Raw genomic sequence first — 15,827 nt, 5'->3', positions numbered from 1 at the left:
GTGAAAAAGTGATACACAGAAAGGTTGATATGTTCCAAAATCAGTGTACCATGCGCAATAAATTAATAGTGCGCAGAAAAGCCATTGAGATCGAAACTGTTGCGCATCCATCCAAATGTTATAAATAACTTCTCCTTATACGATCTTAAGAATTTCTTCAGTTTTTCCCTAGTGGAAACTTTAGTTCTGCCATGTACAATGTAATTAACAGAACAGGTAGAAAGAGGTATGCAAATGGCAGATTATACAGTCATGGTGGTTGATGATGATCAGGATATACGTGGTGGCATTGATATCTATTTACAAAATGAAGGATACCGGGTCCTGCAGGCGGAAAATGGTAGGCAGGCACTGTTGCTGCTCGAGCAAAACGAAGTCCATCTGATGATTTTAGATATTATGATGCCTGAAATGGATGGAATTGAGGCGACTTTTACTATTCGACAAGAGCGTAATATTCCGATCATTATGCTCAGTGCAAAGTCGGAGGAAACAGATAAGATCCACGGACTATCGGTTGGGGCAGACGATTACATGACAAAGCCATTTCATCCGATGGAGTTAATGGCTCGAGTGAAATCTCAAATGAGGAGATATACTCAGCTTGGCACCTATGAGAAAAAAGAATCGGTCATTGAGGTGGATGGGCTGATCCTCGATCAGGAAGCAAAATGTGTGCAACTTGATGGCCGTATGATCAAGCTCACAAAGATAGAATATCGAATTACTGAACTTCTCATGCTTCATCTCGGGCGAGTCTTTTCCATTCATGAAATCTACGAGCGAGTTTGGAATGAGTCTGCCTATAACTCGGAAAATATCGTAGCGGTTCACATTCGAAAAATCCGAGAAAAAATCGAAGTGGATCCAAAGCAGCCTCATTATATAAAAGTAGTATGGGGCGTGGGCTATATGATTGAGAAAAGAGGGAGAACGTCATGAGGCAGCATTTCGTCAAAACATTTAGTTGGAGTGCCTTATTAGGTATCGCTTTTGTGGGGTTAAACACGCTGTTAAGTAATATTGGGAATATCGCCAGTCTTATGAGAACCCTAGATGTATTTAGACAAATAGCTATTCCTGTAATCATTATCATTGGAGCGATTGCCGTTATTTTGATGATGACTGTTTTGAAGTTCAAGCTATCCTGGTTTAAAGACAGCTCCATGCGAAAGCAATATGCAGCCGGTCCACTCGATGTACGTTTAGTACTGCTGATGATATCGGCGTGGTTTACTCTTTTATTTTTTTCATGGTCAGGATTCGATGGTTTTCAATTTCTCTACTATATAAACATTGATTTTTTTGTCATGATTACTATTTACTTTTTCTTCATTTGGCTGACTCTACATCAGTTGGTTTGGCTTTATCTAGAAATAGAGGATAGCGAATATTTTATAAATAAAATGAAGAAAGGCTTCGCTGTCAGTACTTATAAAATGTTGGGAGACGCGTTTAAAGATATTTCTCTTTTCTTCAAGTTAATTCTAGTATTTATTGTTATATTTATGTGGGGGTTCGGGACCTCGTTATTATTTATTTCTGAAGGCAGTGTCATCTTTCCATATTTAGTATGTGTCTTCTTCGTTGGCTTTCCTACTCTCTTTCTCTTCTTTACAAAACTCGGCTACTTTAACCGTGTGCTTGCTCAGACAGAGCAGCTGACACAAGGCAGGGTTGGTGTGCCCGTTCAAATCAAAGGCCATTCGTTCATCGCATCCCATGCCACAAACATTAATAAGCTTCGCGAGGGAATTTCTCATTCGGTCACAGAGCAGGCAAAAAGTGAACGGATGAAAACAGAGCTGATCACCAATGTTAGTCATGATCTGAGAACGCCGTTAACGTCCATTATTACCTATACCGATCTGTTGAAAAATCCTGAGCTTTCAGCTGAGGAACGTCAAAGCTACGTTGATGTTCTTGCGCGTAAATCAGATCGGTTAAAGCTATTGATAGATGATTTGTTTGATGTTTCAAAAATGGCTAGTGGGCAGATTGAATTAGATAAAACAGATATTGAGTTGAAACAGTTAATTCAACAAGCTGTAGTGGAGCATCAAGAAGCATTTGAAGCTGAAAATTTAGATTTACGTCTGAAACTACCTGAGGAGGATGTTATTGTTCAAGTTGATGGCCAGAAGTGGTGGAGAATGCTTGACAACTTATTGTTAAATGCGGCTAAATACTCGCTGCCCGGAACACGCGTGTATATTACTGTCAACAGGCAAGGTTCTGCGACTACATTGGTTATCAAAAACACCTCGCGTTTCGAGTTAAGTGAAAATCCAGATGAATTGTTTGAGCGGTTTAAACGCGCAGATGAAGCCCGGCACACAGAGGGCTCGGGACTTGGGCTAGCCATCGCACAATCCATTGCTGAGTTACATGGTGGTTCACTCAAGCTAGACATTGATGGCGACTTATTTAAGGTGACGGTTCGAATCAAACATTCAATACAACCTCTATCGGCTTAAGATAGAGGTTTTTCAATTGGGGTAGAAAGGGAATGATTGAAAACAAAAGGAGGAATCGGCATGGCTATGCAAGTCACATTAAAAGATGGTACAGCCCTTCCGAGTATCGGACAGGGTACTTGGTATATGGGGGAAGATTCATCAAGAAAGCGTGAGGAAATAAAGGCATTACAGCTTGGCTTAGATTTGGGTCTCGAAGTGATCGATACAGCGGAAATGTATGGTGAAGGCTTAGCAGAAGAGGTAGTAGGCGAGGCTATTAAAGATCGGAGAGACCAAGCCTTCCTTGTGTCAAAGGTTTATCCTCATAATGCAGGCAGACCAGAAATTGTGACATCATGCGAAAATAGTCTAAAGCGACTGCAAACAGATTATCTTGATCTTTATTTACTCCACTGGCGAGGGGGCGTGCCCTTATCGGAGACAGTTGAAGGTCTGGAGGTATTAAAGTCAGAAGGGAAAATCAAACGTTGGGGTATTTCCAACTTTGATGTTTCAGATATGGAGGAGCTATGGAGTCTACCCAGCGGGGATCAAGCGCAACTCAATCAAGTGCTATACCATCTAGGTTCGCGGGGGATTGAATATGATCTCATCCCATGGCAAAAGGAAAATCAAGTGCCTGTCATGGCATATAGCCCGATCGCACATGGGGGGAAAGAAAGGCAGCGGTTGCTTGAGAATAAACAGCTAAAAGAAGTTGCAGAGGAATATGGCGTGACGCCATTGCAAATGGCTCTAGCCTGGACCATTCGTACGGGCCAAGTGCTTTCAATACCAAAAGCCGTTCAAGAACAGCATGTTCGTCAAAATGCGGAAGCAATGGCCATTGAGCTGAGTCAGCAAGCCCTCGACCAGCTTGATTCAGCTTTCCCACCACCAACATCTAAACAGCCACTTGATATTATTTAACTTAGAAGCTTAAATCTCTTAAGGGGATTTGAGCTTTTTTAGTTGCATAAACTAATCAGATTAGTTATTATAAAAACTAATCTGATTAGTATTAGCCGAAAAGGGGATGTTTTTATGAAGGTGACCAAAATGGAGCATGTATATCAACTGGCTTTTTTGCCAAATGTCTTTCCTGTGAATTGTTATTTAGTAGAGGAGTCAGACAGCCTGACGCTTGTTGATGCAGCACTTCCTACAAGCTATAAGAAGATCATTGAGAAGGCTGAGAAGATTGGAAAACCTATTAAACAGATTGTGTTGACACATGCTCATAGTGACCATATTGGTTCACTGGATGCCCTTAAAGATAGGCTGCCTAATGCCACAGTTAGTATTTCAAAAAGAGATGTGCTTTTGTTAAAAGGTGATAAAAGATTATTAGAAGGTGAACCAGAAACACCGATTCGAGGTGGGGTTCCGAAAAATATTCAAACGAAGCCGGATCGGACCCTGGAAGAAGGGGATTGGATTGGTTCCTTAAAAGTGATAGCAACACCAGGGCATACGCCCGGTTCAATTAGTCTCATTGATACACGGACAAATTTAATCATTGTTGGTGATGCGTTTCAAGTGCGCGGTGGGTTTGCCGTTTCAGGCACACTAAAATGGTTGTTCCCAGCTCCAGCTTTGGCAACATGGAATAAGGAACTTGCTTTAGAAAGTGCTCGGAAAATTGAAGCGTATGGTCCGTCCTTACTTGCGGCAGGGCATGGGAAAATGGTTTCATCTCCAAGTACGGAGCTAAAAAAGGCAATTGAGGAAGCAGAAAGAGGGTTAGTGACATGAGTCCGAGAAGGGGATTAACGATTTCAGACATTGTGGATTCAGCGGGAGGCATTGCCGATCAAGAAGGATTACATCAGTTATCAATAGGAGCAGTAGCCAAGGATTTGAATATTAAACCACCATCATTATACAATCACGTTCGTGGATTGGACGAATTGCATGATTTACTTGCTGTGCATGGCTGCCAGAGGCTTTATAAGAATCTATACCAAGCCACTGCTGGTTACAATCATGACAAAGCGCTAAAACAATTGTGCTATGCCTATATTGAGTTTGCCAGAGTTCACCCTGGTCAGTACGAGGCCGCTTCACGCTCTGCCCATAAAGGAAATCCTGTTTTAAAAGAAGCGCAGGAACGAGTGGTGGAGGTCGTCCGCGATGTTTTGTATCAATACGGATTAGAAGAGGAACGTTCCGTTCATTTAATTCGTATGCTCCGAAGTATGCTCCATGGTTTTGTGACCTTAGATTCCGCTAAAGGATTTGGGATGCCGTATGATTTACAGGATACGTTAGACATTATGATAGAGACCTTTATACAGGGAATATAGGGGAGATGATAAAAGTGGAATATGAAAAAACAGAATTACTGGAAGCAAAACGTCAAATTGATTCGACCTTACACAAACTAAGAGAGACACTAAAAACACTTGAATCTAAAGAAAATCCGAATCGATATAAGGCTCAAATGACCTTAGCGAAAAGGCGGATAGACGCATTTGATCTTGCCGTATTTTTTATTGAAAGAGAATTGGAGAAGCTTTCTAGCGATAATTGACCCAGGAGAACTTTCTCCTGGGTCAATTCATCAAGCTTTAAAGATGTCATCAATGGCTTTCCACTCTTCAGGGGAAAGTGTAACATCAAGTGTTTTTAGATTATTTGAAACTTGATCCGGGCGTTTAGCTCCTGGAATCAGGGCGTCAATGCCATCCTTCTCAAGATACCAGGCCAAGGTGACATGTGCTGTTTCGACTCCTTTATTGGCGGCAATTTCTTTTAATGACTCAACCTTTTCAAGATTACGTTCGAAAGCATCTCCTTTAAATAATGGGTGGTTTGCTCGAAGGTCATCAAACTTGGTATCCTTTGTGTATTTTCCTGCCAGAAGACCTGCAGCAAGCGGGAAATAGGGGATAAGAGAAAGATTATGTTTGTTTACATAAGGTAAAATCTCCTTTTCCACATCTCTGTTGAAGAGATTGTACTCCTCTTGAAGCACATCAACATAGCCGTCTTTATTTGCTTCCTTTAGCTGATCAATAGAGAAATTAGAGACACCAATGGAGCGGATTTTCCCAGCATCCTTTAGTTCCTTTAAGGCGCCAACAGCTTCATCCTTTGGTGTATGTTCATCGGGGGAATGAATATAAAACAAATCAATGTAATCGGTTTGCAAGCGACGCAACGCATCATCCACTGATTGCTTGAGAAAGGCAGGGGAGTTATCTATTTTAACCTCTTCGCCTTCAAAACGGTGTGCTGCTTTTGTAGCAACGACAATGTCTTCACGACGACCAAATTCTTTAACAACCTCACCGACCAATACTTCGGAATTTTCGGGTCCGTAAATAAAGGCTGTATCTAAAAAGTTGATCCCTTCACTTAGTCCTCTTCTAACAAGCTCTCTTCCTGTTTCATCATCTAAATTGTTAAATAAATTGTGTCCTCCTACAGCGTTTGTTCCGAGCCCAATAGGATTAACAAATAAACCAGATTGACCTAGTTCTACTTTTGCAGTCATTGTCATCATCCTTTCAATGTATGGAGTGCTCTTATCATAGCAAAGCTTATCTATGGGTACTAAGAATATGCATTAGATTAATGGCGTACCCTATAAAACAATGGAGATGATTAAATGATACATCTGTTTAACGTAGGGGTACCGCTTTTGTTTTATGTGATTATGTTGCTTACAGTTATTATGACAAGCAGACTGCCTACAAATAAAAATAATGAATGACAAGGGTAGAAGTGTCATATAGATGAAGTATCTGGCGGGCTGTACTAAGACAATGATCTTAGTATGGTCCGTTTCACGTTAAGGAGAGGGGTGTTCAATGATTAAGTTGACGGGTGATTCATTAACCTTGGATGAATTCTCTCAGATCGTTTTTCAAGAAAGCCCGGTCGCTCTTCATGATTCAGCGATAGATAAGGTAACAAGAAGTAGAGAGGTTGTGGAGCAGCTTGCTTTTTCAACAAAAGTGTATGGGGTCAACACAGGGTTCGGTAAATTAAGTGAAACGACCATACCTCCAACGGATCTTAAATCGTTACAGTTAAATTTAATTCGAAGTCATGCTTGTGGTGTGGGGGAGCCTTATGCAGAAGAGGTAAGTCGTGCCATGCTTTTGCTTCGTGCAAATGCTTTAGCAAAAGGATATTCTGGAATTCGACTAGAGACATTAAATTTATTAATTGATTGCTTAAATAAAAGGATTCATCCATATATTCCGAGCAAGGGATCACTTGGTGCAAGTGGAGATTTGGCTCCATTATCACATTTGGCGTTAGTCTTAGTAGGAGAAGGAAAGGCTTGGTTCAAAGGCAGGTTGATGAGTGGCGAGCAGGCTCTAAATACATCTGGTTTGCAGCCCATTGTCCTTGAGGCGAAGGAAGGATTAGCTCTTATTAATGGTACTCAAGCGATGACGGCAGTGGGTGTTCTTTCTTACTTAGAGGCAAAAGCTCTGGCTGATTTTGCGGACTCCATTGCCGCTTTAACCATAGAAGGGTTACGCGGAGTCATAAACGCATTTTGCCCGGAACCACATCTTGTCAGGTCCTATCCAGAACAACAAGAGGTTGCTGCTCGTATACATGCCTTTCTTGTCGACAGCCAGCTCACAACGACGCAGGGCGAGCGGCGCGTGCAGGATGCTTATTCCATTCGCTGCATTCCCCAAGTGCACGGTGCAGTCAGGCAGGTACTAGCCTACGTGGAGGAAAAATTACTAATTGAAATGAATGCAGCCACTGATAATCCACTGATATTTGCTGAGAGTCAGCAAGTGATCTCAAGTGGAAATTTTCACGGACAGCCCATTGCGTTTGCAATGGATTTTTTGGGTATTGCTGTTGCGGAGCTTGCGAGTATTTCCGAGAGACGAACAGAACGCTTGGTAAATCCCCAGTTAAGTGAAGGGCTGCCGGCTTTTTTAAGTTATAAACCAGGCTTGGAGTCGGGGTTAATGATTGTGCAGTATGTGGCAGCGTCCCTCGTCTCAGAAAACAAATCGCTGGCGCATCCCGCAAGTGTGGACTCGATTCCCTCATCCGCAAATCAGGAGGATCACGTGAGTATGGGCACAACTGCAGCCGCTCAGGCATCTTCAATCATTCGTAACACCCGCACTGTGCTCGCCATTGAAGCGATATGTGCAGCCCAGGCGGCAGAGTTTCGTGGTGTAGATCTACTAAGTACACACACAAGAAAGTTGTATGAGCAGATTCGTGAGGTTGTACCTGATATTAAAGCAGATCGAGTCTTGTCCATCGATATTGAAAGGATGACTGATTTGATAAAGCAAGGGAGAGTTAAGTAAGGGGGGCAGTGATTGTGACCGCGCACCGTAGCTTGATTTCCGTGCAAAGGGTATATATTTGGATAGAGTCCATGCTTATGTGTACATTACATTGATGTAAAGAAAGAGAGAGCGGAGGATGTGTCGTTTCTTCTGCTACCGCTCCCGAAAATGGGGGCACGCTTACCGCGGGAAGGTAATGAGCTAACCCGACTCCGTCGGTTCATCTCATTGAACCTTTATATCCCGCAGGTGTCGGCCCTCCATTTTCGTCCGCTAGTTTAGATAGGTATTGGATTTCGTATTTACACAATAATAAGGGCTTTATCTATTTTTAAGCATCACTGGCCAGATTCCGCGCATCGCAACGCCAAAGTCGCGTTAAACATTTTTTCGCGCACAGCGAAGTGATTCCCGCGCATTTGCCATGGCCATGGCAAATGAATAAAGGAGGAATTTAATGAATGATCAAAGCCGTATCATTACCTCTCCTAGAGGAACAAAGCTTCATACAAAGGGATGGGTTCAAGAGGCTGCACTTCGAATGTTAATGAATAACTTGGATCCAGAGGTAGCTGAGAAGCCGGATGAGTTAATTGTTTATGGAGGGTTGGGGAAGGCAGCGCGGAATTGGCAGGCATATGAACAGATTGTTCGCGAGCTTAAAACGCTTGAATCAGATGAAACATTATTAATTCAATCGGGAAAACCTGTTGCTGTATTCCGAACCCACGAGCATGCACCACGGGTAGTGATGGCTAACTCAAATTTAGTTCCAGCGTGGGCAAACTGGAACACCTTTCATGAGCTTGATCAAAAAGGGTTAATGATGTATGGACAGATGACGGCAGGAAGCTGGATCTATATTGGAACGCAAGGTATCGTGCAGGGCACATATGAAACCTTTGCTGAATGCGGAAGGCAGCAATTTCAGGGTAGTTTAAAAGGGACGATTACAGTCACAGCGGGGCTTGGAGGAATGGGTGGAGCACAGCCTCTTGCGGTGACAATGAATGGGGGAGTTGTTGTTTGTATTGAAGTCGATGAAACACGAATAAAAAAACGAGTACAAACGGGGTACTGTCAATCGTGGGTAACTACGCTAGATGAAGCCATCTCCCTCGCACATCAGGCTAAAAAAGATAAGAAAGCCCAATCAATTGGGCTCTTAGGCAACGCAGCAGATATTCTTCCCGAGATGGCGAAGCGTGGATTTATTCCAGATATTATAACCGATCAAACCTCAGCTCATGACCCGCTCCATGGCTACATTCCTGCTGGATACACTCTCCGGCAAGCAGAGAATCTACGCATACAACACCCTGAAATCTATATCACTAAAGCCAAACAAAGCATGGCGACTCATGTCCACGCGATTCTCGCCATGCAAGAGCAAGGCGCAGTCGCTTTTGATTATGGCAATAACCTGCGTCAGGTTGCGGCAGATGAAGGAGTGAAAAACGCATTTTCCTATCCTGGTTTTGTGCCAGCTTACATTCGACCTCAATTTTGCGAGGGTAGAGGGCCGTTTAGATGGGTCGCTCTTTCAGGTGACGTAGAAGATATAAGGAAAATTGATGAAAAGTTATTAGCAAGGTTTTCGGATAATGAAAGCTTGTGCACATGGATTCATCTGGCACATGAGCAGATCCACTTTCAAGGATTACCAGCAAGAATTTGCTGGCTGGGATATGGTGAAAGGGCCTTGGCTGGCCGTCTTATCAATGAGATGGTGGCAACAGGTGAGGTCTCTGCCCCGATTGTCATTGGACGCGACCATCTTGACGCGGGTTCTGTGGCCTCTCCTAATCGGGAAACAGAAGCTATGCAGGACGGCAGTGATGCTGTAGCAGATTGGCCTTTACTTAATGCCTTAATTAACACAGCAGCAGGCGCAAGCTGGGTGTCCATTCATCATGGGGGTGGAGTGGGGATGGGGTATTCGATGCACGCGGGGATGGTTGTAGTGGCGGATGGAACAACGCAGGCAGCTGAGCGACTGGAACGTGTTCTAACCAGTGACCCTGGGATGGGTATCGTTCGTCATGCTGACGCTGGATATGAGAAGGCCATTCAATCAGCACACGAAAAAAAGCTGAACATTCCTTTTTTAAAAGGGGGAACCTCCCCATGAGCTTACTCTATATTCGCAGAGCCAACCAGCTTGTAACGTTGCAGGGAAATAATCAAAAGCCAAGAATTAGAGAGGAAATGGGGGAGCTTGGAGTCGTAGAGGGTGGCAGTGTCATTATAGAAGGTCCTTTTATCTGCTATGTGGGGACAGATGAGGGAGCTGTGGAATATTTGTCCCAATCTCGAAAACCAGTTCAGACTATTGATACTGAGGAGAAGATTGTTACACCTGGATTAATTGATCCGCACACTCATCTTGTCTTTGCGGGAACACGTGAATACGAACTTGAGCAAAGGTTAAAAGGGCGCTCGTATATGGATATTTTGCAAGCAGGGGGAGGCATTCTTAGTACGTGTAAGGAGACTAGACTGGCTTCAAAAAAAGATTTGTATCAACAGTCTGTAGAACGGTTAGACCAATTTCTTCTACATGGCGTAACAACGATTGAAGCAAAGAGTGGGTACGGGCTTACGATTGAGGATGAGGTTAAGCAATTAGAGGTAGCAAAGGAGTTGGATCAAAAGCACGCAATGGATATCATCTCAACCTTTATGGGGGCACACGCGATTCCTCCTGAGTGTAAAAACAATTCAGATGAGTATGTGGACATGGTTGTAAATAAGATGATTCCAATCGTAAAGGATGCTGAATTAGCGGAGTTCTGTGATGTATTTTGTGAACAAGGAGTCTTTTCCATTAAGCAATCGCAGTACATTTTAGAAGCTGCCAAAAGGGCAGGGCTAAAGCCGAAAATTCATGCGGATGAACTGGTGGCATTCGGCGGGGCAGAACTAGCAGCCAGAGTAGGAGCGGTCACGGCGGATCATCTCTTAAACATTTCAGATGATGGGATATCACAGCTCGCTGCAGCCGAGGTCATTGCTGTTCTATTACCAGGAACAGCTTTCTTTCTCAGGGAGAAGGCGGCAAACGCTAGAAAGCTTATCGAATCCGGTGTTGCCGTTGCACTCTCAACAGATCGGAATCCAGGATCTTCCCCGACAGAATCGCTGCCGTTTATCATGAATTTAGCATGCCTCACAATGAATATGACGCCTGAAGAGGTGCTTACAGCAACCACAATGAACGCAGCACACGCCATCTCTCGCTCCACTACTATAGGCAGTCTTGAGGTTGGAAAACAGGCTGACCTTGCTATCTTTAATGTACCAAATTACCAAACCCTGCAATATCACTATGCGATAAATCACGTTGATACTGTTGTAAAAAAAGGAAAGGTCGTTGTGGAATCAGGAATATTAATTCCATAAAAGGAGGATGTAATGGTGAAGCTATTTACGGCCTCAACGATGCTCGTAAAGGGTGAGTTCCGATACAATGTTGGGTTAATTGTAAAGGATGGAGAAATAGTAGATATGGGTTTGCGTACTGAGCTAGAAACGTTATATCCTTCAGCGGAGGTGGTTGATTTTGGCCATAAAGCAATGGTTCCTGGTACAGTAAATGCACATAATCATTCCTTTCAGAGCTTGCTTCGGGGTATGGCGGTAGATGTTCCATTTTTACAATGGAGGGACGAAGCGCTATATCGCTGTACCCCTTTTTTAAATGAGCAGGCCATCTACACAGGTGCTCTTTTTGCATTTGCAGAAATGATGAAATGCGGTGTAACAACGGTTGCTGACTTTTTTTATGTTCATAACGGTGGTATTCGTTCGGATGAAGCAGTCATTCAGGCAGCAAAGGACATTGGCATACGCCTTGTATTTGCAAGGACGATGTATGATTGGCAGGGGGCACCAGAGAGCTATATTGAAACGGTGAGGGATGCGGTAAAACGGACAAAACAGCTCGCTGTGCGCTATCAAGGTGATGATATGATTTCCATTCATCCAGCACCACATAGTCCGCATGCCGCCTCGCCAGAAATGATTCAAGCAGGTCACAAACTGGCACTGGAGTTAGGTACTCCTTTTCATATTCACGTAGCAGAAGAGCCATTCGAAGTGGAAGAAACACTTGAGAAGTATAGCTTGAGACCCGTCCATTATCTAGATTCATTAGATGTTGTCGATGACAATATGATAGCGATTCATTTAGTGTGGATTGATCCTTCTGAAATAAAATTGCTGGGAGAAAGAAAGACATCGCTTGCTTACTGTCCATCCAGCAATATGTTCTTATCCGATGGTGTTACACCAATCCCCGATTTACTCGACGCAGGTGTCAAGATTGCGCTCGGAACAGATGGAGCCTGCAGCAATAACCGGATCAGCGTCTTTGAGGAAATGAGAATGTGCTCTTTACTACAAAAAGTCTCTAGACTGGACGGCACATGTATAGATGCTAAGAACGTATTTCAAATGGGTACTACAGCAGGCGCAGATCTATTAAAGCTTGAGACGGGTGAGCTGAAAATTGGGTTACGCGCTGACTTTGCTGTGTTGGATGTGGAGGACTTATCCTTACTTCCGAATACTGAGTTATTTGCTAACATGGTGTACTCTATGCAGCCAACTGCTATTACTGATGTTGTAGTAGATGGGAAGCTGGTTGTCGAAAACCGCAGACTTAAAAAAGTATCAGAGCATAAGCTCGTGCGTCAGGTGAATCAACTGGTAGAGAGGTGGTAGGGAGAATAGAATTCATATGTTCTTAATAAATTGAAAACGAATATTAGTAAAATTTACCGATGTCTTAGTGACGAATGTAGGACCTTCTTATCCTTCTTGATAAAAAATAGTAGTAGGGTAAAGTCTTTAATCTTGAGAAAAAAATTACTCACCTAACGAGTGGACAAAATAGGAGGGCTAACACCTGCGGGATGAACAGGAGGCCACTGAAAATGAGCTGAGTGGAGCCGCTACAGGAGAACCCTACGCTTTCCGCGGGAACGGCCTCAGCCATCGAAGTGGAAAACCACCACTTCGATGTCTTCAGACTCGTTCTGTTCCGCAGGAGTCTACGGGTTCTCCTTCCGCTAACGTTCTGAATTAAACAATCGATGAAAGTTCACAGTCTTATAAAGATCATTTTTCAGTGACCTCGATGACAGGTTCATTGAAATAAGTTGGCGTAGCCAGATTAGTTCAATACCCCGTGGTAAGAATGCCCCCTATTTGGAGTGCAGATGAAGAACTTATCATGAGTCACCACATCTACACATAAAGTTGGACACAGTCAATAGCAGTCATCCAATGCTCACTGATAGCATCACAAAAGAGGAATTAAATAAGACTCCCCGAAGCTTACAACCTTGTAAGCTTTTTGTTAGTTAAATCGATACGAGCAGTCCCTACCTGCGTGCTAATCTAGGGTTAACTTAGAAAACGCGGGAGGGCATATTAAATGACTCAATCAGTGGTTCATGTAACAAATGTCGATAAAGTATACGGTAAAAAAGGTCAAAATCAATTCAGGGCCCTAAGCAATGTAAACATGGATATTAAAGAGGGCGAGTTTGTGGGGATTATGGGGCCGTCTGGTTCAGGTAAAACGACACTTTTAAATGTCATCTCCACTTTGGACTCTATTACAGACGGGCAAATCCAAATAGACGGAACGAATATTACCGCGATGAAAGCGAATCAGCTAGCCGACTTTCGAGCACAGAAGCTTGGGTTTATCTTTCAGGATTTTAATTTGCTCGAGAGTATGACGGTGTATGAAAATATCGCTCTACCTTTGTCTTTGCAAAACGTACCCTCCAAAAACATCGAGCCTAAAGTTCAGGAGATTGCCAAAACCTTAGACATTGCAGAGATTCTTGAGAAGTATCCAGCTCAAATTTCTGGGGGACAGAAACAGCGTTCAGCGGCAGCAAGAGCCTTGGTTCATAACCCCAGTATCCTATTGGGCGATGAGCCAACCGGGGCACTAGATTCTAAAAATGCAACGAGTTTACTAGAAACGATGACAAGCTTAAATGAGGATCATGGCATCACCATTATGATGGTCACTCATGATGCGCATGCTGCGAGCTATTGTAAACGAATTGTCCTGATCCAGGATGGAGAGCTATATAAAGAAATTACACGGACGGGTTCACGAGAAGACTTTTTTAAAGAAATTCTAAATGAGTTAGCTGAACTCGGAACAAACAGAGCATAGAGAGGGGAGGTATATCATGTTAGGGAAACTAGCTGTATCAGGAATTAAAAGTAAGGTAAAGGATTACATTGTGTTGCTTGCAGGTTTAGTGATGTCAATTTCGATTTTTTATATGTTCCAAACATTAGCATGGAACAAGGAATTTACAAGTGAGAATGCCATGATTAATAATATTCAACTTGTCTTTAATGTAGGCTCATTTTTGCTTGCTGCTGTCACTTTTTTCTACATTCTTTATACTAATTCATTCTTGCTATCGCTACGCCAAAAAGAATTTGGTATGTATATGCTGCTTGGCGCAAAGAAGAGACAAATTCAGCGAATCATGTTTATTGAGACATTTATTTTAGGGTTAATTTCTTTAGTAATAGGTATAGGACTTGGAGTGGGGCTTGCTGAAGTGGTAGGTCGCTTGCTTATGAATCAGCTTGATATGACCAGCACTACCTATGCTTCATTTTTTGTACCTGCTATATTGATTACACTGGCATTTTACACAGTGCTCTTTACTATCAATGGAATCGTAAATGTGATTAGACTTTCAAAGCTACAGATTCTTGAGCTAGTACATGCTGACCTACAAATAGATGTGGTCCCATCGCAGGCGAAATCACGAGTCATTAGTATGATTATTGGTGTAATCTCTTTAGCTGTCGGGTACTTTGCTTTAATTAATATGGGTAGTCTTAGAGAGTTAGGGTTGGTTACCGCTCCAGTTGCCACAACACTTGGGACTTATTTAATCTTTGCCTCTCTTATACCGTTTGTCGTGAATAAACTTAAGAATAATAAAGCGTTAAATGAAAAAGGTATTCAATCCTTTACATTTGCACAGCTGCGGTTTCGAATCAATGGTTTAAAAAATATGCTCGCTACCGTTACAATGCTAATTGCTTTGGGCGCAGGAGCAATCTCTGCAGGAATGGCTTTTCAGTATAACGTGACAAATATGATAGATTATGGCGAGATTTATGACACAACCATATTTGATGCGAACGCCGAACAGCAGGAGATTCTAGACTCGATTGATTTTAACGAAACAAATGAGTATCGGTATAAAGTCGATGATCAGTATGTATACTTCTTAGGTGAGGATTTAGAGAATCAAGTTCCCCTTGTATACGAATCTACAGACGAAATTGGAACAGTCCCAGATATGATGCGACTTGAAGAGGAGCTTCCTGAAGACACTCGAGGATTGGCATATGAAGAAATTGAATGGAGGTATTATTGGGATCCTTTTCTCCATGGGATAACTGAACCAAATGAAACTGAATATGGTCCCGTTGTTTTAAGTGCAGATGACTATGCAGACATTGACGAGGCAGAGAAGATGGTGTTTATCGGTAAAACAGATGAGTTTACAGAATACCTTCCAGAGTGGCAGCAGCTAGATGACATTCAACAGGACCGATACCAAACGGACTTTTACTTCAGCAAAATCATAAACTATGAAATGCTAAACTCCCTATCAAACGGAACCGTATTCATGGGCTTCTTCTTAGGTATTGCTTTTCTAGCGATGATGGCAAGCTGCTTAATGTTTAAGGTATTGTCAGGTGCCACAAAGGATATCGGACGCTATCAAATGCTACGAAAAATTGGTGTGCGTCAAAGTAAGCTTTCGGGTTCGGTTTACAAGGAACTGTTCTTTATCTTCTTGTTCCCTGGAATATTTGGGATAGTTCACGTATTGGTAGGAATGAATCTCTTTTCGTTCATTCTTTTAGAGCCGTACTACCGAATCTGGCTGCCAATTCTACTCTTTATCGGAATCTACACAGTCTACTATTTAATCACCGTTAACTTGTATAAAGGAATTGTAATGCCTAAGGAAATGTAGTTTAAATGAAAGGATAGAGCTATCTTGAAAAGGTGCTC

Annotated in this window: 13 protein-coding genes; 12 read left to right on the top strand and 1 reads right to left on the bottom strand. The window is 42.7% G+C overall.

Translation table 11 applies throughout. The features are described 5' to 3' along the window. The first annotated feature begins 234 nt into the window (after window positions 1-234). From FN960_RS03630 to FN960_RS03605, 6 genes are all read left to right on the top strand, one after another. Window positions 235-942: a response regulator transcription factor gene (locus FN960_RS03630; RefSeq protein ID WP_143847048.1), complete on the top strand. Its 708-nt coding sequence runs from the start codon at window positions 235-237 to the stop codon at window positions 940-942. Further along, window positions 939-2,477, top strand: a complete 1,539-nt coding sequence (locus FN960_RS03625) for a sensor histidine kinase (protein ID WP_143847047.1) — start codon at window positions 939-941, stop codon at window positions 2,475-2,477. Before FN960_RS03630 ends, FN960_RS03625 begins: the two co-directional genes overlap by 4 nt. 60 nt (window positions 2,478-2,537) lie before the next feature. Next, on the top strand, window positions 2,538-3,389 hold the full coding sequence (locus tag FN960_RS03620) for an aldo/keto reductase (protein ID WP_143847045.1): 852 nt from the start codon (window positions 2,538-2,540) through the stop codon (window positions 3,387-3,389). A gap of 114 nt (window positions 3,390-3,503) precedes the next feature. Continuing rightward, window positions 3,504-4,214, top strand: coding sequence for an MBL fold metallo-hydrolase (locus FN960_RS03615; RefSeq protein WP_143847043.1), 711 nt, complete (start codon window positions 3,504-3,506; stop codon window positions 4,212-4,214). After that, complete coding sequence (locus FN960_RS03610) at window positions 4,211-4,765, top strand: TetR/AcrR family transcriptional regulator (RefSeq protein WP_143847041.1); 555 nt, start codon at window positions 4,211-4,213, stop codon at window positions 4,763-4,765. Before FN960_RS03615 ends, FN960_RS03610 begins: the two co-directional genes overlap by 4 nt. A gap of 14 nt (window positions 4,766-4,779) precedes the next feature. After that, a complete protein-coding gene (locus FN960_RS03605) occupies window positions 4,780-4,992 on the top strand; it encodes a hypothetical protein (protein ID WP_143847040.1) in 213 nt (70 codons plus the stop codon). 30 nt (window positions 4,993-5,022) lie between these two features. On the opposite strand, the gene FN960_RS03600 is transcribed toward FN960_RS03605, so the two are convergent. Further along, window positions 5,023-5,958: an aldo/keto reductase gene (locus FN960_RS03600; RefSeq protein WP_143847038.1), complete on the bottom strand. Its 936-nt coding sequence runs from the start codon at window positions 5,956-5,958 to the stop codon at window positions 5,023-5,025. Between the two features lie 316 nt (window positions 5,959-6,274). On the opposite strand from FN960_RS03600, the gene hutH reads away from it, so the two are divergent. From hutH to FN960_RS03570, 6 genes are all read left to right on the top strand, one after another. Then, on the top strand, window positions 6,275-7,762 hold the full coding sequence (gene hutH / locus FN960_RS03595) for a histidine ammonia-lyase (RefSeq protein ID WP_143847036.1): 1,488 nt from the start codon (window positions 6,275-6,277) through the stop codon (window positions 7,760-7,762). Between the two features lie 439 nt (window positions 7,763-8,201). Continuing rightward, on the top strand, window positions 8,202-9,875 hold the full coding sequence (hutU, locus tag FN960_RS03590) for a urocanate hydratase (protein WP_143847034.1): 1,674 nt from the start codon (window positions 8,202-8,204) through the stop codon (window positions 9,873-9,875). Next, on the top strand, window positions 9,872-11,146 hold the full coding sequence (gene hutI, locus FN960_RS03585) for an imidazolonepropionase (RefSeq protein WP_143847032.1): 1,275 nt from the start codon (window positions 9,872-9,874) through the stop codon (window positions 11,144-11,146). Before hutU ends, hutI begins: the two co-directional genes overlap by 4 nt. A gap of 12 nt (window positions 11,147-11,158) precedes the next feature. Continuing rightward, window positions 11,159-12,469: an amidohydrolase family protein gene (locus FN960_RS03580; protein WP_143847031.1), complete on the top strand. Its 1,311-nt coding sequence runs from the start codon at window positions 11,159-11,161 to the stop codon at window positions 12,467-12,469. Between the two features lie 715 nt (window positions 12,470-13,184). Further along, entirely contained in the window at window positions 13,185-13,946 is a 762-nt protein-coding gene (locus FN960_RS03575; RefSeq protein WP_143847029.1) for an ABC transporter ATP-binding protein, read from the top strand. Window positions 13,947-13,962: 16 nt separating this feature from the next. Beyond that, window positions 13,963-15,789: an ABC transporter permease gene (locus tag FN960_RS03570; protein ID WP_143847027.1), complete on the top strand. Its 1,827-nt coding sequence runs from the start codon at window positions 13,963-13,965 to the stop codon at window positions 15,787-15,789. The last annotated feature ends 38 nt before the right edge of the window (window positions 15,790-15,827 follow it).

This window comes from Alkalicoccobacillus porphyridii (assembly GCF_007293315.1).
Taxonomy (GTDB): domain Bacteria; phylum Bacillota; class Bacilli; order Bacillales; family Bacillaceae_D; genus Alkalicoccobacillus; species Alkalicoccobacillus porphyridii.
This window is presented reverse-complemented; position numbering and strand designations above follow the sequence as displayed.